The following is a 22400-nucleotide window of genomic DNA, read 5'->3' on the forward strand; positions in this document are numbered from 1 at the left end:
CCTGTTCCCGCGTCGGCCGAGGAGACGTTCCGGATGTCCCGGATGACCGCACACCGTACCGCTCTGGCGGCCGCCGCCCTCGCTCCGCTTCTGCTGTGGGCGGCGGGTCCCGCCCAGGCGCACGGCGCGCCGACCGACCCGGTCAGCCGGGTCTTCGCCTGCTCCCCCGACGGCGGGAGCGCGTCCGGTTCGGCGGCGTGCCGGGCGGCCGTGGCCGCCAACGGGTCTCCCTTCACGGCCTGGGACAACCTGCGGGTCGCGGGCGTCGGCGGCCGGGACCGGCAGACGATCCCCGACGGGAAGCTGTGCAGCGGCGGACTGGCCGCCTACAAGGGTCTCGACCTCGCCCGCTCCGACTGGCCGACGACCCGTCTGACGCCGGGCGCGACCATGACGATGAAGTACGCCTCGACGATCGCGCACACCGGCACGTTCCGGCTCTACCTCACCAAGCCGGGCTACGACCCGTCGAAGCCGCTGACCTGGTCCGACCTGCCGCAGCAGCCGTTCGCGCAGGTGACGGACCCGGCGTTGACGGACGGCGCCTACCGCATCCGGGCGAAGCTGCCGGCCGACCGGACCGGCCACCAGGTGCTGTACACGATCTGGCAGAACAGCAGCACGCCGGACACCTACTACTCGTGCTCCGACGTGGTGTTCCCGGCGGCCGCCGGCTCGGGTGCGGGCAGGAGGAGTTCGCCCGCTCCGGCCGTGTCCGCCTCCCCGACGGGCGGCAAGGACCGTACGGGCAGGAGCCCTTCACCCACCGCCGGAAGCCGGACGGCTCCCGCGCGGACCGAGCGGACGGCGGGGACCGTGGCGTCCCCGCCGGCCGGGGACGCCACCGCCCCCGGAAGCACGCCGGTCGCCGCCGACGCCGACCCCGCCTCCAGCGGGCCCTCGGCCCCACTGCTGGCGGGCGGCGCCGCCGCGGTGCTCGTCCTCACCGGTGGCGCCGCCCTGGCACTTCGTCTTCGTCGGCGGTGAACTCCTCTTCTACGAGGATCAGTTGACGTAGACCGCCGCGCCACCGTCGGTCACCGGGGCGTACTTCGCGGTGAAGTAGCCGTTGGCGAAGCACAGCGACGAACCGGACGTCTTGGTGAAGTGCTGGTTGGCGAAGTTGATGCTGTTGTCGGTGTTGCTCGCCGTGCCGGTGAGGCTGGGCGCCTGGTAGACGCAGGTGATGCTGCCCAGCAGGGTGCGCAGCACGGCCGTCGTCTGGATGGTGGAGCCGCTCGCCGGGGTCACGGTGACGGTGCCGTCGGAGGCCACCGAGGTCGTGTACGGCACGTTGTTGACGGTGATGCTGGTGACGCTGGTGACGCCGAGGACGTTGCTGGTGCAGCTGCCGCTGGCGAAGGTGTGCGCGGTGAGCGACTCGGTGGCCGTGCCGGGTGCGGCGGGGTTGTCGGTGGCGGTGGCGGTGAACTGCGAGGAGGTGCAGGAGATTCCGCTGGTGCCGGTCGCGCTGGAGTAGAGGGTGGCGGCCGTGCCGGTCGCGAGCGGCGCGGTGAGGACGTCGCCCACGGCGACAGCCGTACCGCCGGGACCGCCGGTGGTGAGGACCGCGCTGTCGGCCGCCGACGCGGGGGCGACGGCGGGGAGGGTGAGTGCCGCGACAGCGCCGGTCAGGGCGAGGAGGGTTCGCGTACGCATGCGGGTGCCTCTTTCTTGGGGGTGGGGTGGTGCGGGGGGTGACGGACACGCGGGGTGTCCACCGCTGCCGGCCCGTGGCGCCTTCTCCGTACGCGACGGGCCGGCAACGGCAGGCGTCCGGTGACCGGCCGATGACCCGTGGGGGCGGGAGTTCGGCCGGGCCGGGCGAGAGGGTGGCCCGGCACGGCCGAGGGGGAAGCGGCCGTACGGGTGCCGTGAGGGTTTCCGTCCGGGCGAGGTGGTGCCCGTCGGATGCGGTCCGGGCGATGCGGCGCCCCTGCCGGATGTGGCCGGGGCGAGGACGTGCCCGTACTGGACGTGACGTCCGGGAGACGCGTGGACGGTGCCACGCGGTGACGGATCCGGCGCCACGGATCCGGGGAAGGCCAGGGCAAGTTGTAGACCTGAGGATCAGTCAGCGTCAAGGGATCGGGCGGGAGTTGATGCGTCGTGACATCTCCGACGTGCCGCGACACACGCCCGAAGCACAATCGACACGTTTTTTCCACAACTCCCTTGACCCTGGGTGTAACCCCCGGTAACTTCCTCGTCGGCTACTGCGGAGTACGTGAAAGCCCTTGCGCCACCGGGAGGTGCGAGGAGACGCACGCCTCAGTCGCTGTCCGCGCCAGGACAACGTGCCACTGAAGCCCAACCGCACTGACTATGCCCACGGGAGCAGCACATGGCCTCGTCCTCGGACACCTCGTCCGCCGCCAACACGCCCGAGAACCCGGAAAGCGGTTCCGTGCCCGACACCTCCGACAGGACCGGCAGACGCGGGCAGGTCAGACTGCGGCGGGCCGCGGTGATGGCCGTGCCGGCCGCCGCGATCGCCGCCGCACTCGCGATCTTCACCGCCGAGGGAGCGCTCGGTGTGCAGTTCGCGATCTCCGGGATGCCCTTCACGGTCACCGCGACCTCGCTGGACGGCACCGGCTTCGAACAGTACGGCGACCTCGACAACATGATCGAGGGCAGCCCGAACCAGGGCGACACCGGCGGCCAGGTGCTGGTCGTGACCTCCGCGATCAAGGACGCGACGCTCGTCAAGCTGTGCCAGAGCGTCGACCTGGGCGGGATCAACCTGGTCATCCGCGCCGGCGCGGCCAAGGGCCACCCCGTGACCGCGACCGACCTCACCACCGACTCGACACAGCTGTCGGGCAACGCGGAGTTCACCGACATCGAGATCGGCAACGACGCCAGCACCCTGAACAGGGCCAAGCCCAAGGGCCAGCCCGGCGTCTTCAGCCAGCAGGCCAAGACCGTGCACATCGACGATCTGCGGCAGACCAACTACGCCACCACCGCGGGAATCTTCAGGCTGCCGGGCCTGAAGCTCGGCTTCAGCGACGAGGCCTGCTGATGGCGGACCTGCCAGGGCAGGGGGTACGGGCCGGCTTCCGGCGCTGGCGGGCCAACCGCCCGTTCTGGGGCGGGCTGCTGCTCACCCTGGGCGGAGCGGAGATCCTGCTCACCGAGAAGGCGTCGCTCGACGTCATCCTGCACAGCAGCGCGCGGACCCTGTCCGGCTATCTCCTGCCCACGGTGATGCTGCTGCTGGGCCTGCTCATCCTGTTCAACCCCACCCAGCGCCTCTTCTACTCCATCACCGGGATCCTGGTCACCCTCGGCACCTGGCTCACCTCGAACCTGGGCGGCTTCTTCGTCGGCCTGATCCTGGGAGCCGTGGGCAGCTGCCTGGCCTTCGGCTGGCTCCCGGACCAGGAACCGCGCCGAGAACGCCGGCAGCGCGAGCGGGCGGCGCGAGCGGAGGCCGCGAAGGGTTCGGAGACCGCGAACGGTTCGGAGGCGACGAACGGTTCGGAAGTGAACCTCACGAAGGGCCCGGAGGTCGCGGAGGCGCGTTCCTAGTGCCGCGGCGGGGCGAACGTCGCCTGTCGCGGCACCAGCGTGCGGCGCTCTCCCAGCGGCCTCCGGCTCTCCCGACGCGCGCCCACGGCCGCCCGGCGGACCCTGACACGCCGGGCAGCCCGCGAGGCTCGGCGACCCGCTCCACCGCGGCGTCACCGTCGCGCGCGAAGACGTAGACGCCCTTCCCCGGGACCTCGGTGACCGCCTCGACGAGTTCGGTGACGAAAGGCCGGACCGTCCCCGTCGTCCGTGCAGTGGGTAACGGGAAGGGTTCCGTCCGCGACCAGCCGGTGGACCGGCGGACGCCGGCCCGGGTCGCTGTCGGGGTGCACACCGTCGCCGTACGGCAGGACCGGCCGCGCCCTCCGCGAACGCCCCGTCCGGCTACGCCGCCGGGGGTTCTGCCGGGGCGGGGGTGCCGTCCGCCTTCAGGGCCTGTGCCTCGCTCTTGAGGATGCGCATGGACCTGCCCAGCGCTCGTGCGGTGTCCGGGAGTTTCTTCGAGCCGAACAGCACGACGACCACGATCGCCACGATCAGCAGATGCCAGGGTTCCAGTCCGTTGCGGAGCATGCCGCCTTCTTCCTTCCAGCGCAGGTGCTGCCGTGCGCGACTGTACAGCCGGCCGCTGTCCGGACTCTGCCCAGGTCCGTCGCCCTTTGTCGAAAAAAGACCGGCGCATTACGGGAACTCGTCGGCCGCCGGGCGAGTTTCTACAGTGCTGTAGATGACAGAGGCACGACTACGCACACCTGGAGCACACATGGCCCTGTGGGACCGCGTCAAGGAGTCCGCGTCGACGATGCAGACCCAGCTGGTGGCGAAGAAGAACGACTTGAAGAGCGGCGCCTTCCGCGACGCCAGTATGGCGATGTGCGCCCTGGTCGCGGCGGCGGACGGCAGCATCGACCCAGCCGAGCGGCAGCGCGTCGCCCAGCTCATCGCCACGAACGAGGTACTGAAGAACTTCGACGCCACCGACCTGCAGCGCCGCTTCGACGAGAACCTGAACAAACTGACCGCCGACTTCGCCTTCGGCAAGGTGAGCGTGCTCCAGGAGATCGCCAAGGCGAAGAAGAAGCCCGCCGAGGCGCGGGCCGTCATCCAGATCGGCATCGTCATCGGCGGCGCCGACGGCGACTTCGACAAGACCGAGCAGGCCGTGGTCCGCGAGGCCTGCTTCTCGCTCGACCTGCCGCCGCACGAGTTCGATCTCTGAGACCGGGTGTGTGGCCGGGGGAGGCCGGGTCCGGCGCCCCTCCCGGCCGCCCCGGCAACCCGGCCGCCCGGCAACCCCGCCCGCCCCACCCGGCTGACTCCGCCGCACCCGGCTGACTCCGCCGCACCCGGCTGACTCCGCGGCTCCGGCCCGACGACCAGGGCGGAGGCCGACGACCGGCCGTCCACCCGTAGATCATCACAATGCGGCAGCGACGACTCACTCCAGGTGGCCGCTCACTTGACTACCGGCGGTCACACACGATTGGCTCCCAGCCATCGAGAGTCACCCGGTCGGCCCACCTGCTCGTACGGTCCGGCCGTGCCCTCCCCGTTCCTCCGGCTCGGCCGCACAGCGAGGTGCCGCACCCTCATGAACACTCCTCCCCCACCTCATGCCTCCCCCGGCGTCGCGCGCCTCGCCGCCCTCGCGGTCGCCTGCCTGCTGGTGACCGGCTGCTCCCTGTCCGTCGGTTCCTCCGGGTCCGACGCCGACACGGCGGGGAAGGCGGGCACCACCCGGATGACGGTCGCCCTGGTCACGCACGGCGGGCGGGGCGACGCCTTCTGGGACCTGGTGCGCGAGGGCGCCGAGGCGGCGGCCGCCAAGGACGGTGTCGACCTGACCTACGCCAACGACTCCGACCCGGCCGGCCAGGCCGAACTGGTGCGGGACGCGGTCCGCGACAAGGTCGGCGGCATAGCGGTGACCCTGGCCAAGCCGGAGGCGATGCGGACCGCGGTCGCCGGGGCGAAGGCGGCGGGCATCCCGGTGGTCGGCCTCAACTCCGGTATCGACGCCTGGCAGTCCGCGGGACTCCTGGAGTACTTCGGCCAGGACGAGAGCGTCGCCGGTCGTGCCGTCGGCGACAAGCTGGACGACCTGAAGGCCCGGCACGCCCTGTGCGTCATCCACGAGCGGGGCAACGTCGCCCTGGAGGCGCGCTGCGCCGGCGTGAAGAAGGCGTTCGGCGGCCAGACCGACATGCTGTACGTCGAGGGCACCGACACCGACGCGGTGAACGCCGCCCTCACGGAGAAGCTGCGGCAGGACACGAGCATCGACGAGGTCGTCACGATGGGCGCGCAGTTCGCTCTCGGCGCCGTCGCGTCGGTGAAGGAGGCGGGCAGCAAGGCCCACGTCGCCACCTTCGACCTCAACAAGGACCTGGTGAAGGCCGTGCGGAACGGCACCGTGCAGTTCGCGGTGGACCAGCAGCCGTATCTCCAGGGTTATCTCGCCGTCGACTCGCTGTGGCTCTACCGGACCAACGGCAACATCAGCGGCGGCGGTGTGGCTCCGGTGCTCACCGGTCCCGCGTTCGTGACCAGGACCAACGTCGCCGCGGTGGCCCGGTTCGCGGCCGCCGGGACGCGCTGACCGCGCGCGGCGGCCCCGCCAACGATTCGGTCACTCGTCGTACGTACGGCCACTTGTACGGATAACATCCTGCGCACCCCTTGCGCCGTACCGGCGGGCAGTCACCCAGCGCCCGTCCGCCACGCCCCGCTCCCCCGCCGGGCCTCCCCGCCCGCCGCTCCCCGCACTAGGACGACGATGTCTCCACGGACAGGCGCCCGCCGCCGTCTCGGCTCCATACGTCTCTCCCTGATTCTCCTCGCCCTCGTCCCCAGCGTGACCCTCGCCGCCATGTGGGGTGTGACGACGACGCAGATGTTCGCGGAGGGGCTGCGGCTTCGTGAGCAGACGGACCTGAGCCGGGCGACCGGGGCCATGGGCACCGACGCGACGCTCGCGCTGCAGCGCGAACGCAGCCTGTCGGCCGCGTGGCTGGCCTCCTCGCCGCGCGGCTCCCGGGCCGCGCTGGACGCCCAGCGGACGAGAACCGACGCGGCCGTCGCCAAGGTGGTGCGCCGATCCGACGCGATCCAGCGGGCCCCCGGCCGGGTCGCCGACCGGCTGTACTCGGTCCTCGGGTCGGTGGGCAGCCTGGAGTACTACCGGGGCCAGGTGGACGACCCCACCGACATCACCGCCCGACAGGCCCTGGACCAGTACACGTCGATCATCGACGACCAGATCCACGCCTTCCAGGGGCTGTCGCAGGTCGACGACGGCGACCTCACCTCGCAGGCCGGCCCGCTGGTCGCCCTGGAGCACGCGGCGGAGCTGGTCTCGGAGGAGGACGCGCAGCTCACGCTGGCCCGGCCGGCCGGCCGTCTCGACGAGAAGACGTGGGCGCGGTTCACCCAGCTGGTCAACACCCGGCGCTGGCTCGTGCAGGACCAGATCCTGCCGCAGTTGCGCGGCGGCGCGAAGACACAGACCGAGCGCATCCTGCAGAGCCCGCAGTGGCAGACGATCCAGGACGTCGAGGACCAGGTGCTGGCGGCCCGGGCGGCCGGCGACACGAAGGCGGTGGTCCTGCCGGACCTGCGGCAGCGGTGGGACGCCGCGCTGGCGACGGTGTCCGCCCAGTACACGCGGCTGATCCAGGACCAGACCTCGGCACTGCTGACGGACAGCTCCGACAAGGCCCACAGCCTGCTGGTGACGGCCGGTTCCCTGAGCGCCGGCGGACTGGCCGCCCTGCTGCTGTGCGTGGGCATGTCCTGGCGGATCACCCGCTCCCTGTCCCGGCGGCTGCACGGACTGCGGATGGCGACCCTCGGCCTCGCCCAGGAGCGGCTGCCCGACGTGGTGGCCCGCCTGGACCGGGGGGAGACGGTCGACGTGGAGGAGGCCACTCCTCCGCTGGACTACGGCCGTGACGAACTCGGCCAGGTGGCGCAGGCGTTCAACGCCGCGCAGCGCACGGCGGTGCACACCGCGGTGGAACTCGCCGACACCCGGCGCGGGTTCCAGAAGGTGATCCTGGGCATCGCCCGGCAGAGCCAGAACCTGGTCAACCTCCAGCTCACCAAGCTCGACGCGCTGGAACGCGAGCACCAGGACCCCGACGTCCTCAAGGGGCTGTACGAACTGGACTCCACCGCGAGCCAGTTGCGCCGCTACGAGGAGAACCTCGTCATCATCAGCGGTGAGCAGCCCCGCCGCAGCTGGACCGAGCCGGTCGCGCTGATCGACATCCTGCGCAGCGCGGTGGGGGAGGTCGCCGAGTACCGGCGGGTGGAGGTGCAGACGGGCGAGGAGCTGTACCTCACCCCGCCGGCGGTGGCGGACGTGATCCATCTGCTGGCCGAACTCATCGACAACGCGACCGTGTACTCCCCGGCGCCGAGCCCGGTCGGGGTGCGGGCCGCGATGGTCGCCAGGGGTCTGGCCGTCGAGGTCGAGGACCGTGGCCTCGGGATGTCCGAGGAGGACTACGCCTCGCTCAACGCGCAGCTGGCCCAGCCGCCGCAGTTCGACGTGGTGGCGCTGGCCGACGACCTGCGGCTCGGCATGTTCGTGATCGCCCGGCTCGCGACCCGGCACGGCATCGACGTCACCCTGCGCCCGTCGCCGTACGGCGGAACCACCGCGATCGTGCTGCTTCCGCACGACATCGTGGTCCGCGAGGCGCCCGGGGACCCGGCCCCGGAGGCGGCCGCCGAACCCGCGCGGGAGGCCCGGCCGGCCGTGCCCGCGCGGACCTCCGACACCGCGGCCCCCGCGCCCGCCGCCGGGGACGGCCCCGCTCCGCTGCCCCGCCGGGTGCCGCAGACCAGCCTGGCCGCCGAGCTGCGCGAGGAGGCCGCGCCGCCCGAACAGGACGACACCCTGGAGGACTTCACCGCGGAGCGCGCCGCCTCCTCGCTCGCCGGGTTCCAGCGCGGCACGCTGCGGGCGCGTGACGACGACGCCCCGGAGCGGTACGACCTGGAGGAAGCCGCCACCCCGCAGGAGCTCGGCACACCGGTCCCCGCCGACAACGCCCCCACCGCAGTCCCCTCGCCCCCGCCCGCCGACCGCTCGTGAAGGACACCGCCATGACACGTCCCGCCCCCGCCACGCACGCCCAGCTCGACCAGTTGCTCACCGGCCTCGTCGAGCGGGTCGCCGACGTGAACCAGGCCGTCGTGCTGTCCGAGGACGGGTTGGTCGTCAGCAAGTCGACGGGGTTCCTGCGCGACGACGCCGAACGGCTGGCGGCGACGGCGTCCGGACTGATGAGCCTCAGCAAGGGCGTCAGCATGGACTTCCGCGGCGGTCCGGTGCGGCAGGCGCTCATCGAGATGGCGAACAGCTATCTGATCCTGACCTCGGCGGGGGCCGGCTCGCATCTGGTGGTGCTGACCGGGCCGGGCGCGGACGTCGGCGTGGTGGCGTACCAGATGAACATGCTGGTGAAGAAGATCGGCGAGCACCTCGCCGCGGCGCCGCGGGCGGGCATCGGTCCCACGGCCGGTTCCGGCGCGTGAGGTGAGCGGAGGCGACCCGTCGGGCCGGCTGGTACGGCCGTTCACCCTGACCGGTGGCCGGACCCGGCCCAGCCGCGCCGACTTCACGCTCATCGCGACGGTGACCGCGGTGGATCCGCCGCCGGAGTGGGGCGTCCGGGCGCAGCCCGAGCACGCGCGCATCCTCCGGCAGTGCGCGCGGCCGGTGGCCGTCGCGGAGCTGGCCGCCCACCTCGACCTGCCGGTGAGCGTGATCGTCATCATGCTGTGCGACCTGCTGGAGGCGGGCCGGATCACGGTGACCCCGCCGCATCCGGTGCACCGCGACCCCGAGCGGGACCTGAACCTGCTGCAGAAAGTGAGGGACGGCCTTGACCGGCTCTGACCCCACCGCCGAGGCGGCCACGGCACCCGCCACGGTCAAGATCCTGATCGCCGGGGGCTTCGGAGTCGGCAAGACCACGATGGTCGGATCGGTCAGCGAGATCGCCCCGCTGCGGACCGAGGAGTCGCTGACCGTCGCGAGTCTGGGCGTCGACGACCTCGACGGCATCGAGGGCAAGCGCGCCACCACCGTCGCCCTGGACTTCGGCCGGATCACGATCGGCGACGACCTGGTGCTGTACGTGTTCGGCACGCCCGGGCAGCAGCGGTTCTGGTTCATGTGGAACGACCTGGCCATCGGGGCGCTGGGGGCGGTGGTCCTCATCGACGTCCGGCGGCCGGAGACCAGCTTCGCCGCGGTCGACTTCTTCGAGCGCCGGGGCATCCCCTTCGTCGTCGCGGTGAACGGCTTCTTCGGACGCCACCCCTACACGCCCGAGCAGATCCGGGACGCGCTGGCGCTGCCGGAGGACGTGCAGGTGCTGCTGTGCGACGCGCGGGAACGCGGGTCCTGCCGTGACGTGCTGATCGCGCTGGTCGACCAGTTGATCGTGGCCGCGGGCCGGGCGGGCTCGGGCGACGGTCTCACCCGCCGGCCCGGCTGAGCGGTTGCGCGGACCACCGGGCGGGGCCCGGATCCACCCAGGGAGCGCACGGTGAGCAGCGAGACGGTCTCCTGGCCGTCGTCGCGCTCGTACGACTTCCCGAGCCGCTGCATACGGCTGGATCGGCCCCGTCTCCACCGCCGCCGAACAGCGGGACGCGGCCTGCCAGATCGGTTACCAGGAGCTGTCCGGCTACAACTCCGCCAGCACCGGCAGCAGTTCGACCGCCGTCTGGACGTCCGCCGTCAGCGGGCGGTCCTCTGTGCCGGCCGGCAGGGCCGCGGCCGCCGTGGTGAACGACGGAGCCCGCGGCGGTAGCGGGCGCATCCTCAACGCCCGTACGGCGGTGACGAGTTCGCAGGCCAGGACGGTGCCGTAGGCGTCCACCGCGCGCAGCGCCTGCCGGGCGGCCTGGGAGGCGAAGCTGGCGGCCTCCTCCAGGCCGTGCGACAGGACGGTGTGGCCGGCGGACGCGGGCAGGGCGCAGGAACGCAGCTCGGCGAGCGCTGAGGCGGCGGTGTACTCCAGGATCATCGTGCCCGAGCTGCTCGCGGGGCCCGCGGCGAGGAACGCGGGCAGGCCCGTGAGGTCGGGCCGGCCGAGCGCGGTCAGGCGGGCGGCGGACAACTGGGCGGTCTGGAGCACGGCGAGGTCCAGACCGTCCAGGGCGAGGCCGAGCGGGGCGGCGAAGAAGCCGCCGTGGTGGAAGGCCGCGCTGCCGTCGGGGGCCATGAGCGGGTTCTCCGAGGGGCAGTTGATCTCGACCTCGACGATCCGGCGCAGACCCTCCGCCGCGTCCAGGGCGCAGCCGTGCACCTGCGGGAAGGCGCGGAAGCCGTACGGGTCCTGGAGCCGGCGGCCGGGTTCCGGGGCGGGCCGGGACGACGCGCCCGGGGCCGGGTCGGACGCGCCCAGCAACCGGCGCACCTCCGCCGCCGCGCGGGCCGCGCCCGGGTAGGGGCGCAGGGCGTGGACGGGCGCCGCGTAGGCCTCCAGGGACCCGGACACCGCGGTCAGGGACAGCGCCGTGACGGCGTGTGAGGCACGCAGCAGGGTGTCGAGGGCGTGGCCGGCGAGCGCGGCCTGGCCGAGGGCGAGGGCGTTGCTGCTGAGCAGGGCGAGCGCGTCGCCGGGCTCCAGCGCGACGGGGGCGGGCAGGCCGCGAGCGGGATCGCCCAGCCACGGTCGCTCCCCGATGAGGGTCAGGCCGGTCTGGGCCAGCGCCGTCAGATCACCGGTGCCGACCGCGCCGTACTCGTTGACGGCGGGGTGCACACCGAGGCGCAGGGCGTCGGTGAGGGCGTCGACGAAGACGGGCCGGATGCCGGAGCCGCCGGCCAGCAGCTGGTTGGCGCGCACGGCGAGCATGGCCCGCACCTGGCGGGCCGGGAGCAGGGCGCCCGCGCCGCCGGCGTGACTGCGCAGGATCCTCAGGCCGTGTCCGGCCTCGTCCTGGGCGTCGACCGCCACCGAACGGTGGGCGCCGACGCCGGTGCCGCGCCCGTAGAGACGGCCGGCCGCGGCGAGCCGCTGGGCGGTGTGCCAGGAACGCTGCGCCCGTTCACGGGCCTCCGGGGCCACGGCGGGCTCGGCGGCGCCGTCGGCGAGCGCCACGAGCGCCTCGATCCGCACGCCTGTGCCGTCCAGGACGACGCGGGTGCCCCCGGTGCGTGGGGGCACCCGCGTCGGTCCGTCGGCGTCCGTCTCCACCGAGGACGGTGGACGTCAGGCGAGGCCGACCGACTTCAGCCAGGCCTTGGCGACGTCGAGCGGGTCCTTGTTGTCTGTCTGCACCTGGGAGTCCAGGTCCAGCAGGGCCTTCGTGTCGAGCTTGGCGGAGACCGCGTTGAGGGCGGTCACGCCGTCCTGGGAGAGACCGCTCTTGTAGACCAGCGGCTGCACGTTCTCGAACCCGAAGAGGTTCTCCGGGTCCTGGAGGACGACGTGCTTCTCCTTGACGATGGTCGGGTCCGTGGTGAAGAGGTCCGCGGCCTGCACGGTGTTCTTCTTCAGCGCCGCCTGGGTCAGCGGGCCGCCCGCGTCCAGCGCCTTGAAGGACTTGAACTCCAGGCCGTAGACGTCCTTGAGGCCCACCAGACCCTGCTGCCGGGTCTGGAACTCCGGCGAGGCGCCGATGGCCAGGTCCTTCGCGACGCTCTTGAGGTCCGCGATGCTGGAGTCGGACGTCAGGTTGTACCTCTTCGCCGTGGCCGCGTTGACGGTCACGGAGTCCTTGTCCTGCGCGGACGCCGGCTCCAGCAGGGCGAGTTTGGAGTCGAGCTTGGCCTCGATGGCGGCCGTCGTGGCGGCGACCGTCTTCGGGGTGGCCTTGGCGTCGAGGTAGGCCAGCAGCGCGCCGTTGTACTCGGGCAGCACGGTGATGGAACCGTTCTTGAGCAGACCGTAGGTCGTCTCTCGGCTGCCGATGTTCGGCTTGTAGGTGACCTTGACACCCTTGGCCTTGAGGGCCTCGCCGTAGATGTCGGCGATCAGGATGCTCTCGGCGAAGTTGTTGGAGCCGACGACAACGGTGTCACCGCTCGCCTTGTCGTTCGCGAGGGGGTCGTCGGAGTTGCCGTCGGAGGAGGAACATCCCGCCAGCAGGGCCGCCGTGGCGGCGAGCGCGAAGGCGGCCGCGCCGGGATGTCTCCTGATGGACCTGCTGCGAGGGCTGTTGGAAGTCACGATTCCCGTTCCGGGCTCGAGGGGTGTTGGCAAGCTCTTGTACTGATCCAATCCAGCCGGTTCCCGGGCAGTCAAGAGCAGCCTGGTCACCAATTGGCTTCAATGTGTGATCACATGTGAAGGAAGTGCGGACAAGGCGACACGACCGTGCAAGCGCCTCGTAACGGATTCTTGACGTAGGGCGACGCGCTTGATCGTTCGAAGAAGCGGTACTCTCACCGCAGTTGGCGTCGGTCACAGCGGTGTGCGGGGGCCGCTCGGGTGTCATCGCGCACCATTGCGGACCTGACGCGGACTTCGATCAGAACCAGTCACGGTGGCCCGTTCGAGCGCCGTGCGGCACCTCATGAAGGAGGCCCGGTGTCCACGAACGGAGTGGACGCGTCCGCCCAGTCGGCCCCCACGCCACACCGGGGCGGTCTGCGCGGCTTCGCCGACCGATGGCCTTTCCGCCGCAAGCTCAACCTCCTGGTCGGCATTCCGCTGGCCGTGGTCGCCGCGCTGCTCGGCTATCTCATCGCGGACCAGGTAGGGCAGTCGGGCACCGCGGACGACGCGGCCCGGCTCGTCCGCGACAGCGCCCAGGTCGCGGAGCTCGTCGACCGGGTGGAGGCCGAGCACCAGCAGGCCGTCCTGCTGTCCGTGCGGCACGAGGCCACCCAGGACGGCGGCACCCCCTCGCAGGCCGCCTACCGCGCCGCACAGCTGTCCACGGACGCGCAGGTGCTCAAGGTGCGCGAGACCTTCGGCGAGCGGCTGCCGGCCACCGAGACGCAGGCCCTGAAGGAGGTCAGCGGCCTGGACAGCCTGCGCGACACGATCGAGCAGGGCTATCTGCCCGCCGACAACATCGACCCGGCCTACACCAACGCCTCCGAGGGTCTGATCGACGGTCTGGGGCTCGACCGGAACTCGTCCCTCGCGGCCACCTTCACCGGCAACCTGCTGGACTCCCTGCTGCGCGCCGACGCGGCCCACAGCTCCTTCGAGACCAGCGTGTTCTCGGCGCGCACCGGCGACACCAACGCGCTGATCGAATACAACAACGCGGTCGCGTCGTACGAGCTGTACACCCACCAGGCCACCCGGTTCGGCCGGTTCGCCACCGAGGCCCAGACGGACCGGCTCGGCGGCATCGAGCACAACCTCGCGCAGGCGGCCATCGCCCAGCACTACGCCGAGCTCCAGCTCGACCCCAGCGGCCTCCAGGCGACCTCGCCCGAGCAGGTCCGGCGGGCGTTCACCGACGCCCTCGACGCCTACCCCACCTACCAGAAGCAGTCCGACACCCGGCTGACGATCACCACGTCGCTCATCGGCGCGATCGCCGACCGGGCCGACGACGCCTCCGAGGACGCCTCCTGGCGCGCGGGGCTGCTGCTGGCGATCTCCCTGTTCGGCTTCGCCGTCTGGATCGCCTTCTCGGTGCTGGTGCGCCGCTCGGTGGTGCGCCCCGTGCAGGCGCTCACCGGCGCCGCCCGGCAGGTCGCCGAGGTCGCCGGACGCGAGCTGGCGAGGGTTGCCGACGAGGACGGCGAGGACGAGGGGCCGCCCCGGCTGCGCGAGGTCCCGGTCACCGCCCACGACGAGATCGGCGACCTGGCCACGGCCTTCAACCACGTGCAGACCACCGCGGCCGCCCTGCTGGAACGGCAGGTGCTCAGCCGCCGCAACGTGGCCGAGATGTTCGGCAACGTGGGCCGCCGGGTCAGCAACCTCACCACCCGGCAGCTGGCGCTGATCGACGCGGTCGAGCGCGGGGAGACGGACCCGGCGCTGCTGGAACGCCTCTACTCCATCGACCACATCGCCGTCCGTCTGCGCCGCAACGCCGACAGTCTGATGCTGCTGGCCGGCATCCACGAGACCGTGCTCGACTCCGGTCCCACCGAGCTCGCCAACGTGGTCCGGGCCGCGCTCGGCCAGATCGAGGGCTTCCAGCGGGTCCGGCTGCACGCCGCCACCGAGGTCATGGTGGAGCCCGACATCATCGGCGACCTGACCCTGATGGTGGCCGAACTCCTGGAGAACGCCGTGTCGTTCTCCCCGGCCGGCAGCCCCGTCGAGGTCACCGTCAAGGACGGTGTCGAGGGCGCGCTGATCCTGGTCTCCGACCACGGCCTGGGCATGAGCGCCGAGCGGCTCACCGAGGAGAACGCCCGGCTGGTGCGCCGCGAGCGCCTCGACCTGGTGCCGACGAAGGTGCTCGGCCTGTTCGTGGTGGGCACCCTGGCGCGCCGCTGGGAGGTCGAGGTCGTCCTCTCCCGCACCCCGGGCGGTGGTGTGACGGCCGAGGTGACCATCCCCTCCTCCCTGCTGCTGACGATGAGCCCGGTGGGTGTGTCCGCCGCGCCGGACGACCGCAGGGCGGCGCGGCCGGACCCGGCGGAGGTGTCCGCACCCGCCCGGCCGGCCCCGGCCGCGGGCCGTGTCCCGTCCTGGGCCACGGCCGCCGCGGACGACCCCGCGCCCGTCCACCACACGGAGGGGGGACCCGCTCCCGCCCTGCCGGCGAGCACGCCCGCCCCGGACGGGGACGACGTCCGGCCCCTCCCCCGCCGCGTCCCGCGCCGCGAGGAGGCCCCGTTCATCCCGCAGGCCCGCGCCGCCGAGCCGCCCGCCACCGCCGTCGTCCCGGCGCCCGCGACAGCGGACGCCGAGGCACCCGGTGAGGCCGGCGACGCCCCCGGCTCGTCCCGGCCGCTGCGCCGGCGCGTCCGGGGCGCCACCCTCCGGACGGCCGCCGACGCGCCCGCCCGGCAGGCGGCACACCAGGCCCTGCTGCCCGCCGACGCGGAGGCCGTCCGCGCCTCGCTCGACGAGTTCGAGGCGGCCGTCGAGCGCGCGCACCGCGACACCGGCACGAACGCCGTTCCGCCGCTCGGCGCCGGCACCGCCGCACCCGCCCCCCGCACCACCCCCGAACCGCACGACCAGAACCACCTCCCGGAAGGAGCGGAGCAGTGAGTACGTCGACAGGTGACACTCCCGAGGGAGGCACCACGCCGGCCGAACTCCAGGCCGCGGCAGCCGACTTCACCTGGCTGTTGAATCGTTTCGCGACCGAGACCGCCGGCGTCGTGGACGCCATCGCGGTGTCCTCCGACGGACTGCTCATCGCCGTCTCGGAGTTGCGCGAGCACGCCGATTCCGAGCGCCTGGCAGCGATCGTCTCCGGTATCACCAGCCTGGCCGCCGGAGCCTCCGGCAACTACGGCCTGGGCGGCCTCAACAAGGTCATCATCGATCTGGAGGGCGGCCACGTGCTGGTCTCCGCGATCGGCAGCGGCGCCGTGCTCGGCGTGGTCACCGACAAGGAGGCCAAACTGGGCAACATCGCCTACGAGATGACGCTGTTCGCCAACCGGGCGGGCAGCGCGCTCAACCCTCAGCTCGTGCTCCAGCTGAAGAACAGCGTCGGCGCCACGTCCGCGCGCTGAGCGCGCGCGGCAGGGTCGAGGAGGAAGACAACTCATGGCGGACGGCTCCCCACCACCGGGCCCCGACCCGGTGGGCCCCGCTTCCGCCGTACGGCCGTTCCTGGTCACCGCAGGCCGGGTGGCGCCCAGCGCGACCGGCCGGCCGGTGCCCGTGGAGACCCAGGTGGTGGCCACCGCCGAGGGGCTCCTCGTGCTCGACCGGCTCTCCTTCGAACAGCACGACATCGTGGCCGCCTGCCGGCAGCCGCAGTCCATCGCGGAACTCGCGGCCCGGCTGCGGCTGCACCTGAACGTGGTGCGGGTCCTCGCCGAGGACCTGCGCGCGGCGGGACAGCTGACGGTGCACGTGCCCGACTCCGGCGTCACCCATGACGCGTCCGTCCTGCGCAGGGTCATCGAGGGCCTCCGCGCCATCCCAGACTCCCGGGGGGTACTCCGTGACACCGACTGAACCGGCCATCCGCGGTGCGGCCGTCCCCACCTCCGCCGTACGACCGCCGCTACCGGTCAAGATGGTGATCGCGGGCGGCTTCGGCGTGGGCAAGACCACCGCCGTCGGCTCGATCTCCGAGATCGAGCCGCTGACCACCGAGGCGGCCATCACCGAGGTCGCGGCGGGCGTGGACGACCTCAGCCACACCCCGGCCAAGACCACGACCACGGTCGCGATGGACTTCGGCTGCATCACCATCGACCCGACCCTCAAGCTGTACCTGTTCGGCACGCCCGGCCAGGAGCGGTTCGGGTTCATGTGGGACGACATCGTCGAGGGCGCGGTGGGCGGGCTCGTCATCGTCGACACGCGGCGCCTCGACGACTGCTACGCGGCCGTCGACTACTTCGAGCACAGGCAGATCCCGTTCGCCGTGGCCGTCAACGCCTTCGACGGCCATGTCGAGCACGACCTGGACGAGGTCCGCTGGGCGCTCGACGTCGCCGACCGCGTCCCCCTGGTCGTCTTCGACGCCCGCGAGCGCGGCTCGGTACGCGACGCCCTCCTCGTCGTACTGGAACAGGCCCTGGCACGCACGGGCGGCTGACCCGACCGCCCCCGGGGAGCACAACCGCCCTGAGGGGGCGCGGGGAACTGCGCGACCAGCCACCGCAGCGCGGCAGACGACCGGCAGCGCGCGGGCTCCGGCCGTCCACTCTGCCGCGCCTAGCCGCCCCTGCGCACCCCGGGGGACACCGCGGCGCGCGCGAGGGCCCAGAAGAAGCCGAGCGTGGCCAGGGCCATCACCGCGACCAGCGTGGCGCCGCCCACGACCTTCTCGTAGTTGTGCTGGTACAGCCCGTCGACGATGTAGCGGCCGAGGCCGCCGAGACTGACGTACGCGGCGATGGTGGCCGTCGAGACGATCTGGATCGCGGCGGACCGCACCCCGCTCAGGATCAGCGGCAGCGCGACCGGCAGTTCGACCTGGAAGAGGACCTTCGCCTCGTGCATGCCCATACCGCGGGCCGCGTCCACCGGGGACGGGTCGACGGAGCGCATCGCCTCGTAGGTCGTCACCAGGATCGGCGGGACGGCGAGGACGACCAGCGGGATCATCACGGGGGTCATGCCGAACCCGAGCCAGATGAACATCAGCACCAGCAGGCCGAAGCTGGGCAGCGCCCGTCCGGCGGTGGAGATCAGGGCGAGGGTGTTGCCGCCGCGCCCGTAGTGGCCGGTGACCAGGCCGATCGGCAGTCCGATGGCGGTCGCGATGGCGAGGGCCTCCAGCGTGTACTGGACGTGCTCCCACACCCGCGTGGGGATGCCGTCGTAGCCGTGCCAGTGGGCGCTGTCGCTGAAGAAGGCGTGGACGAAGTTGAGTACGTTCACCGGACGGCGTCCTCCAGGGCGGGCACGGCCGGTTCGGGCCGGGCCTGGGCGTCCTTGGCCTTCGGGCGGCGGGTGCCGCTCGGCATCCAGGGGGTCAGCACGACACGGACCAGGACCAGCACCGCGTCCGCGAGCATCGCCAGGGCCGCCGTGGTGATGACGGAGTTCCAGGCGAGTTCGGGCCGGTGGTAGATCTGCGCGTCGTTGAGCAGGTTGCCGAGCGCGCCCTGGTTGCCGATCAGCATGCCGACGCTCACGAGGCTGATGCTGGACACGGTCGCCACCCGCAGGCCGGCGATGATCGCGGGCACGGCGATCGGCAACTGCACCTGCACGTACCGGCGTACCGGCCCGAAGCCCATCGCTGTGGCCGCGGCCAGCGTCTCCTGCGGCACCGACCGGACGCCGTCCACGATCGCCGGGACGAGCACCACCAGGCTGTACACGGCCAGCGGGATCATCACGGTGAGCTCGGTCTGGCCGGTGTAGTCGATGAGGACCACGAAGAAGGCGAGCGAGGGGATGGCGTACAGCACGGTCGTCACCCACAGCACGGGCGGGTACAGCCAGCGGAACCGCACGCACAGCTGGGCGAGCGGCAGCGCCAGCAGCAGCCCGGCCAGCACCGGCAGCAGCGCCTCGCGCAGATGCAGGCCGATCAGGCCGAACCAGCTGTGCTGGAGGTCGCTGGGGATGTCGAAGAAGCGGTTCATTTCAGGACCTTGGCCTCGGTACGGCCCTCGGCGTGGGCACCGCGGATCGCCTCCGCGATGGTCTGCTGGGAGACGACTCCGGCGACCCGGCCCTCGCCGTCCACGGCGACGGCCCAGCCGGTGGGCGAGAGGACCGCGCAGTCGAGCGCGGCCCGCAGGGAGTCCGTACCGGCCACGAACGGGCGGCCGTACGGCAGCAGCCGCTCCGGCGCGATCCGCCCGGCGGTCAGGTCGCGCGGCTCGCTCCAGCCGAGCGGCTTTCCGTCGAGGCCGGTGACCAGCAGGTAGGGGGCGTCGGCCGGGACCCGCGCGGCGATCTGCTCGGCGGTGGAGTCGATCGCCACGACCGGGGTGGTCAGCAGCTCCAGGCCGGCGGAGGGGAAGAAGGACAGCCGCCGGATGCCGCGGTCCGCGCCGAGGAAGTCCTCGACGAAGGCGTCAGCGGGGTTCGACAGCAGCTCGGAGGGCGGCGCGAACTGGGCGAGCTTGCCGCCGGTGCGCATCACGGCGACCATCGTGCCGATCTTGACGGCCTCGTCGATGTCGTGCGTGACGAAGACGATGGTCTTGCCCAACTCGGCCTGGATCCTCAGCAGTTCGTCCTGGAGGCCCTTGCGGACGACGGGGTCGACGGCGGAGAACGGCTCGTCCATGAGCAGGACCGGCGGGTCCGCCGCGAGCGCCCGGGCCACCCCGACACGCTGTTGCTGTCCGCCGGACAGCTGGTAGGGGTAGCGCTTGGCGAGGGAGGAGTCGAGGCCGACCCGCTCCATGAGTTCCGCGGCGCGTGCGCGCGCCTTGTCCTTGCCCCAGCCGAGCATGCGGGGCACGGTCGCGATGTTGTCGACGATCGTGCGGTGCTGGAAGAGGCCGGCGTTCTGGATGACGTATCCCATGGACCGGCGCAGCGTGTTCACGGGCTGCCGGAGGATGTCCTTGCCGTCGAGGAGGATCGTGCCCTCGCTCGGTTCGACCATCCGGTTGATCATCCGCAGGGTCGTCGTCTTGCCGCAGCCCGACGGCCCCACGAGAACGGTGATCGAACGGTCCGGTATGTCCAGGGAGAGCCGGTCGACCGCCACCGTGCCGTCCGGGTACCGCTTGGTGACTGAATCTATCCGTATCAAAACGCCGAATACCCTTCGGGTCTGGCAGGAGCTGCCCGCTTTTGGCCACGGTCACGCCGTTGCCGGGAGAGTCTAGACCGCTTGTGTTGCGGGGTTTGTTGCGGGAACTTGGCGCCCGGTCACCGGGCGTCCACGCCGGTCCCGGCTGTGGGCAGCCTGTGAGTCCGCTGATTCTCATCCGGCCCTCAGTGAAGGCTCAGGGACGCCCCAGACACGGCCCCCATCGTCACCGGCATGGCTTCCCAGTCCCCTTCCCGTCCGGAGCACCTGGAGTACGTGTCATGACGACCCTCGCTCCGCCGCCCGCGCCCGCCCGGGACGGCTCCCGGTACCGCGCCACGCCCTCCGCGGGCGGCGGCCTCGCCGCCCGCTCCCGACGCCTGTTCACCGGCGCCCCCGAGGACCCGCGCTGGGCCCGCCCCGCCCTGTGGGCGGTGCTCGTCCTGGCCACGGCCCTGTACGCCTGGAACCTGACCTCCCTCACCGGCAACACCTTCTACGACGCCGCCGTCTACAGCGGGACCAGGAGCTGGAAGGCGTTCTTCTACGGCGCCCTGGACTCCGGCAGCTTCATCACGGTCGACAAACCGCCGTTCGCGCTGTGGGTGATGGGCCTGTCGGCGCGCGTCCTCGGCTACGGCACCTGGCAGTTGACGCTGCCGATGGTCGCGCTGGGCACGGGATCGGTGGCCCTGCTGTACCGCATGGTCAAGCGGGACTTCGGGGCCGTCGCGGGCACGATCGCCGCGCTCGTGCTCACGCTCACCCCGATCACGGTCGCCATCAACCGGGACACCAACCCGGACCCGGTCCTCGTCTTCCTGATGCTGCTGGGCGCGTCGGCGCTGCTGAAGGCCGTGCGCACCGGCCGGCTGATGCCGCTGGTGTGGTCGGCGGTCGCGATCGGCTTCGCGTTCAACACGAAGATGATGCAGGCGTACGTCGTCCTGCCCGCGTTCTTCCTGGTGTACCTGTGGGCCGCCCGGGGCGGCCTGGGCAGGCGTCTTCGCCACCTCGCCGTCGGCACGGTCGCGCTGGTCGTCTCCAGCGCCTGGTGGATGGTGGTAGTCGACCTCGTCCCCGCCTCCTCCCGGCCCTACATCGGCGGCTCGACCGACAACACGGTGTGGGACCTGGTCATCGGCTACAACGGCTTCGGCCGTGTCTTCGGCGCGAGTTCGTCGGTGGGCTCGCAGGGCAACGGGGCGAGTTTCGGCGGCTCGTCGGGCCTGTACCGGATGTTCAACGAGATCATGGGCGGCCAGATCTCCTGGCTGATCCCGTTCGCGGTGACCGCCCTGGTCGCGGGCCTGGTGCTGCGCGGCCGGGCACCCCGTACCGACCCCAGGCGGGCGGCGCTGCTGCTGTGGGGCGGCTGGTTCGTCCTGCACTACCTGATCTTCGCCCTCGCCGAGGGCACCTTCCACCCGTACTACGTCACCGCCATGGCGCCCGGCATCGCGGCGCTGGCCGGTGCGGGCGGGGTCATGCTGTACCGGGCCCTGCAGGAGGGGTCGGCGCCCAAGTGGGCCTGGGTGCTGCCGGCGGCGGTCGCGGGGAGCACGGTGTGGGCCGTCGTGCTGCTCCAGCGGGCCTCCGGCTCGGGAGCGCTGTACACGGTCGCCGAGACCGTGGTCGCCGTGGCCGGTGCGGTCGCCGTACTGGGGCTGTCGGCCGGGCGGTTCACGAAGCGGCGGCGGCTGACGGGCCTCGCCGCGCTGGCGGCGGTCGTCGCCCTGCTGGCCGGGCCCGCCGCGTACTCGGTCTCGGCGGCCACGTCGAGCACCAACGGCACCAACCCGACGGCCGGTCCGAGCACCGGTGGCGGTATGGGCGGTGGCGGTACGGGCGGCGGTCAGCGGCCGAGCGGGACGACCGGTGGGCCGGGCACCTCCAGCGGCACCAGCACCGGTACGGGCACCGGACAGGCGCGGAAGACGCCCCCGACCGGCAGCGGTTCTCCCTCCTCCTCGGACGCCGGCGCCGCAACGGGCGGTGGCGGCACGGGCGGTGACTCCCAGGTCTCGTCCGCGATGATCACGTATCTCGAGAAGCACCGGGACGGGGCCACCTGGCTGCTGGCGGTGGCCACCGACCAGACCGCGTCCTCCGTCATCCTGGAGTCCGGTGAGCCGGTCATCTCGATGGGCGGCTGGTCGGGCTCCGACAACGCCATGACCCTCGCGAAGCTCAAGAGCCTGGTGACGTCCGGCACGCTGCACTACGTCATGGTCGGCGACGGCGGGCAGGGCGGTGACTCCGCGATCTCCACCTGGGTGAAGAAGCACGGCACGGCCGTCAAGTCATCGGCGTACGAGGCGGGTTCCTCCACCTCGACGAGTTCCTCGGGTTCCTCGGCGTCCGGCTCCTCGTCGAGCAGCGGCGGCCTGTACCGCCTGGACGCCTCCGACGTCGGCTGAGCGGTCCGGCCGGCAGCGGGGGGGGGGGGGGGGGGGGGGGGGGGGGGGGGGGGGGGGGGGGGGGGGGGGGGGGGGGGGGGGGGAGGGGGGGGGGGGGGGGGGGGGGTGGGGGTGGGGGGGGGGGGGGGCGGGGTCCTC

The 22400-nt window shown here is 72.3% G+C and carries 20 protein-coding genes and 2 pseudogenes; 14 read left to right on the top strand and 8 right to left on the bottom strand.

Annotated features, from left to right (window positions below; all coding sequences use genetic code 11):
- Positions 1-33: 33 nt before the first annotated feature.
- Positions 34-987: a lytic polysaccharide monooxygenase gene (locus AC07AZ_RS02175; RefSeq protein ID WP_478842846.1), complete on the top strand. Its 954-nt coding sequence runs from the start codon at positions 34-36 to the stop codon at positions 985-987.
- A gap of 18 nt (positions 988-1005) precedes the next feature.
- On the opposite strand, the gene AC07AZ_RS02180 is transcribed toward AC07AZ_RS02175, so the two are convergent.
- Complete coding sequence (locus tag AC07AZ_RS02180; protein WP_478842848.1) at positions 1006-1659, bottom strand: Tat pathway signal sequence domain protein; 654 nt, start codon at positions 1657-1659, stop codon at positions 1006-1008.
- Between the two features lie 685 nt (positions 1660-2344).
- Here AC07AZ_RS02180 and AC07AZ_RS02185 point away from each other — a divergent pair.
- Together AC07AZ_RS02185 and AC07AZ_RS02190 are read left to right on the top strand one after the other, a co-directional pair.
- A complete protein-coding gene (locus AC07AZ_RS02185) occupies positions 2345-3028 on the top strand; it encodes a DUF6230 family protein (protein WP_478842850.1) in 684 nt (227 codons plus the stop codon).
- Entirely contained in the window at positions 3028-3537 is a 510-nt protein-coding gene (locus tag AC07AZ_RS02190) for a DUF6114 domain-containing protein (RefSeq protein ID WP_478842852.1), read from the top strand. The genes AC07AZ_RS02185 and AC07AZ_RS02190 overlap by 1 nt, the downstream gene beginning before the upstream one ends.
- A 109-nt stretch (positions 3538-3646) precedes the next feature.
- On the opposite strand, the pseudogene AC07AZ_RS02195 reads toward AC07AZ_RS02190, so the two are convergent.
- Both AC07AZ_RS02195 and tatA read right to left on the bottom strand, forming a co-directional pair.
- Positions 3647-3890: pseudogene (locus AC07AZ_RS02195) on the bottom strand (peptidase E); the annotation flags it as partial.
- A gap of 43 nt (positions 3891-3933) precedes the next feature.
- Positions 3934-4110 (bottom strand): annotated as a pseudogene (gene tatA / locus AC07AZ_RS02200) (Sec-independent protein translocase subunit TatA); the annotation flags it as partial.
- A gap of 190 nt (positions 4111-4300) precedes the next feature.
- On the opposite strand from tatA, the gene AC07AZ_RS02205 reads away from it, so the two are divergent.
- From AC07AZ_RS02205 to AC07AZ_RS02230, 6 genes are all read left to right on the top strand, one after another.
- Positions 4301-4756 carry a tellurite resistance TerB family protein gene (locus tag AC07AZ_RS02205; protein ID WP_356035959.1) on the top strand — a complete coding sequence of 152 codons (456 nt, stop codon included), beginning with the start codon at positions 4301-4303 and terminating at the stop codon, positions 4754-4756.
- Positions 4757-5128: 372 nt separating this feature from the next.
- Positions 5129-6136 (top strand): substrate-binding domain-containing protein, encoded by a 1008-nt coding sequence (locus AC07AZ_RS02210; protein ID WP_478842854.1) that lies wholly within the window; start codon positions 5129-5131, stop codon positions 6134-6136.
- Positions 6137-6313: 177 nt separating this feature from the next.
- Positions 6314-8638: a sensor histidine kinase gene (locus AC07AZ_RS02215; RefSeq protein ID WP_478842856.1), complete on the top strand. Its 2325-nt coding sequence runs from the start codon at positions 6314-6316 to the stop codon at positions 8636-8638.
- Positions 8639-8649: 11 nt separating this feature from the next.
- Positions 8650-9081 carry a roadblock/LC7 domain-containing protein gene (locus AC07AZ_RS02220; RefSeq protein ID WP_478842858.1) on the top strand — a complete coding sequence of 144 codons (432 nt, stop codon included), beginning with the start codon at positions 8650-8652 and terminating at the stop codon, positions 9079-9081.
- A 1-nt stretch (position 9082) separates the two neighbouring features.
- The gene (locus AC07AZ_RS02225; RefSeq protein ID WP_478842860.1) at positions 9083-9445 is read left to right on the top strand and encodes a DUF742 domain-containing protein; all 363 of its coding nucleotides are present in this window, start codon (positions 9083-9085) and stop codon (positions 9443-9445) included.
- On the top strand, positions 9432-10049 hold the full coding sequence (locus AC07AZ_RS02230) for a GTP-binding protein (protein WP_478842862.1): 618 nt from the start codon (positions 9432-9434) through the stop codon (positions 10047-10049). The genes AC07AZ_RS02225 and AC07AZ_RS02230 overlap by 14 nt, the downstream gene beginning before the upstream one ends.
- A 192-nt stretch (positions 10050-10241) precedes the next feature.
- Here the strand turns inward: AC07AZ_RS02230 and AC07AZ_RS02235 are convergent, their stop codons facing one another.
- Together AC07AZ_RS02235 and AC07AZ_RS02240 are read right to left on the bottom strand one after the other, a co-directional pair.
- On the bottom strand, positions 10242-11729 hold the full coding sequence (locus AC07AZ_RS02235) for an aromatic amino acid lyase (protein ID WP_478842864.1): 1488 nt from the start codon (positions 11727-11729) through the stop codon (positions 10242-10244).
- Positions 11730-11774: 45 nt separating this feature from the next.
- Entirely contained in the window at positions 11775-12734 is a 960-nt protein-coding gene (locus AC07AZ_RS02240) for an ABC transporter substrate-binding protein (RefSeq protein ID WP_478842866.1), read from the bottom strand.
- A gap of 360 nt (positions 12735-13094) precedes the next feature.
- Between AC07AZ_RS02240 and AC07AZ_RS02245 the strand changes: the two genes are divergently transcribed.
- From AC07AZ_RS02245 to AC07AZ_RS02260, 4 genes are read left to right on the top strand one after another with little or no spacing between them, the layout of a single operon-like run.
- Positions 13095-15701 (top strand): sensor histidine kinase, encoded by a 2607-nt coding sequence (locus tag AC07AZ_RS02245; protein ID WP_478842868.1) that lies wholly within the window; start codon positions 13095-13097, stop codon positions 15699-15701.
- Complete coding sequence (locus AC07AZ_RS02250; protein ID WP_356036004.1) at positions 15698-16174, top strand: roadblock/LC7 domain-containing protein; 477 nt, start codon at positions 15698-15700, stop codon at positions 16172-16174. Before AC07AZ_RS02245 ends, AC07AZ_RS02250 begins: the two co-directional genes overlap by 4 nt.
- A gap of 34 nt (positions 16175-16208) precedes the next feature.
- On the top strand, positions 16209-16625 hold the full coding sequence (locus AC07AZ_RS02255) for a DUF742 domain-containing protein (protein ID WP_478842871.1): 417 nt from the start codon (positions 16209-16211) through the stop codon (positions 16623-16625).
- Positions 16612-17214: a GTP-binding protein gene (locus tag AC07AZ_RS02260; protein WP_478842873.1), complete on the top strand. Its 603-nt coding sequence runs from the start codon at positions 16612-16614 to the stop codon at positions 17212-17214. Before AC07AZ_RS02255 ends, AC07AZ_RS02260 begins: the two co-directional genes overlap by 14 nt.
- Before the next feature lie 119 nt (positions 17215-17333).
- Here the strand turns inward: AC07AZ_RS02260 and AC07AZ_RS02265 are convergent, their stop codons facing one another.
- From AC07AZ_RS02265 to AC07AZ_RS02275, 3 genes are read right to left on the bottom strand one after another with little or no spacing between them, the layout of a single operon-like run.
- Positions 17334-18002: an ABC transporter permease gene (locus tag AC07AZ_RS02265; RefSeq protein WP_478842875.1), complete on the bottom strand. Its 669-nt coding sequence runs from the start codon at positions 18000-18002 to the stop codon at positions 17334-17336.
- Positions 17999-18715 (bottom strand): ABC transporter permease, encoded by a 717-nt coding sequence (locus tag AC07AZ_RS02270; RefSeq protein WP_478842877.1) that lies wholly within the window; start codon positions 18713-18715, stop codon positions 17999-18001. Before AC07AZ_RS02270 ends, AC07AZ_RS02265 begins: the two co-directional genes overlap by 4 nt.
- Positions 18712-19842, bottom strand: a complete 1131-nt coding sequence (locus AC07AZ_RS02275; protein ID WP_478842879.1) for an ABC transporter ATP-binding protein — start codon at positions 19840-19842, stop codon at positions 18712-18714. Before AC07AZ_RS02275 ends, AC07AZ_RS02270 begins: the two co-directional genes overlap by 4 nt.
- 281 nt (positions 19843-20123) lie before the next feature.
- On the opposite strand from AC07AZ_RS02275, the gene AC07AZ_RS02280 reads away from it, so the two are divergent.
- A complete protein-coding gene (locus AC07AZ_RS02280; protein WP_478842881.1) occupies positions 20124-22262 on the top strand; it encodes an ArnT family glycosyltransferase in 2139 nt (712 codons plus the stop codon).
- Positions 22263-22400 lie beyond the last annotated feature (138 nt).

Source organism: Streptomyces sp. NPDC043878, assembly GCF_056435735.1.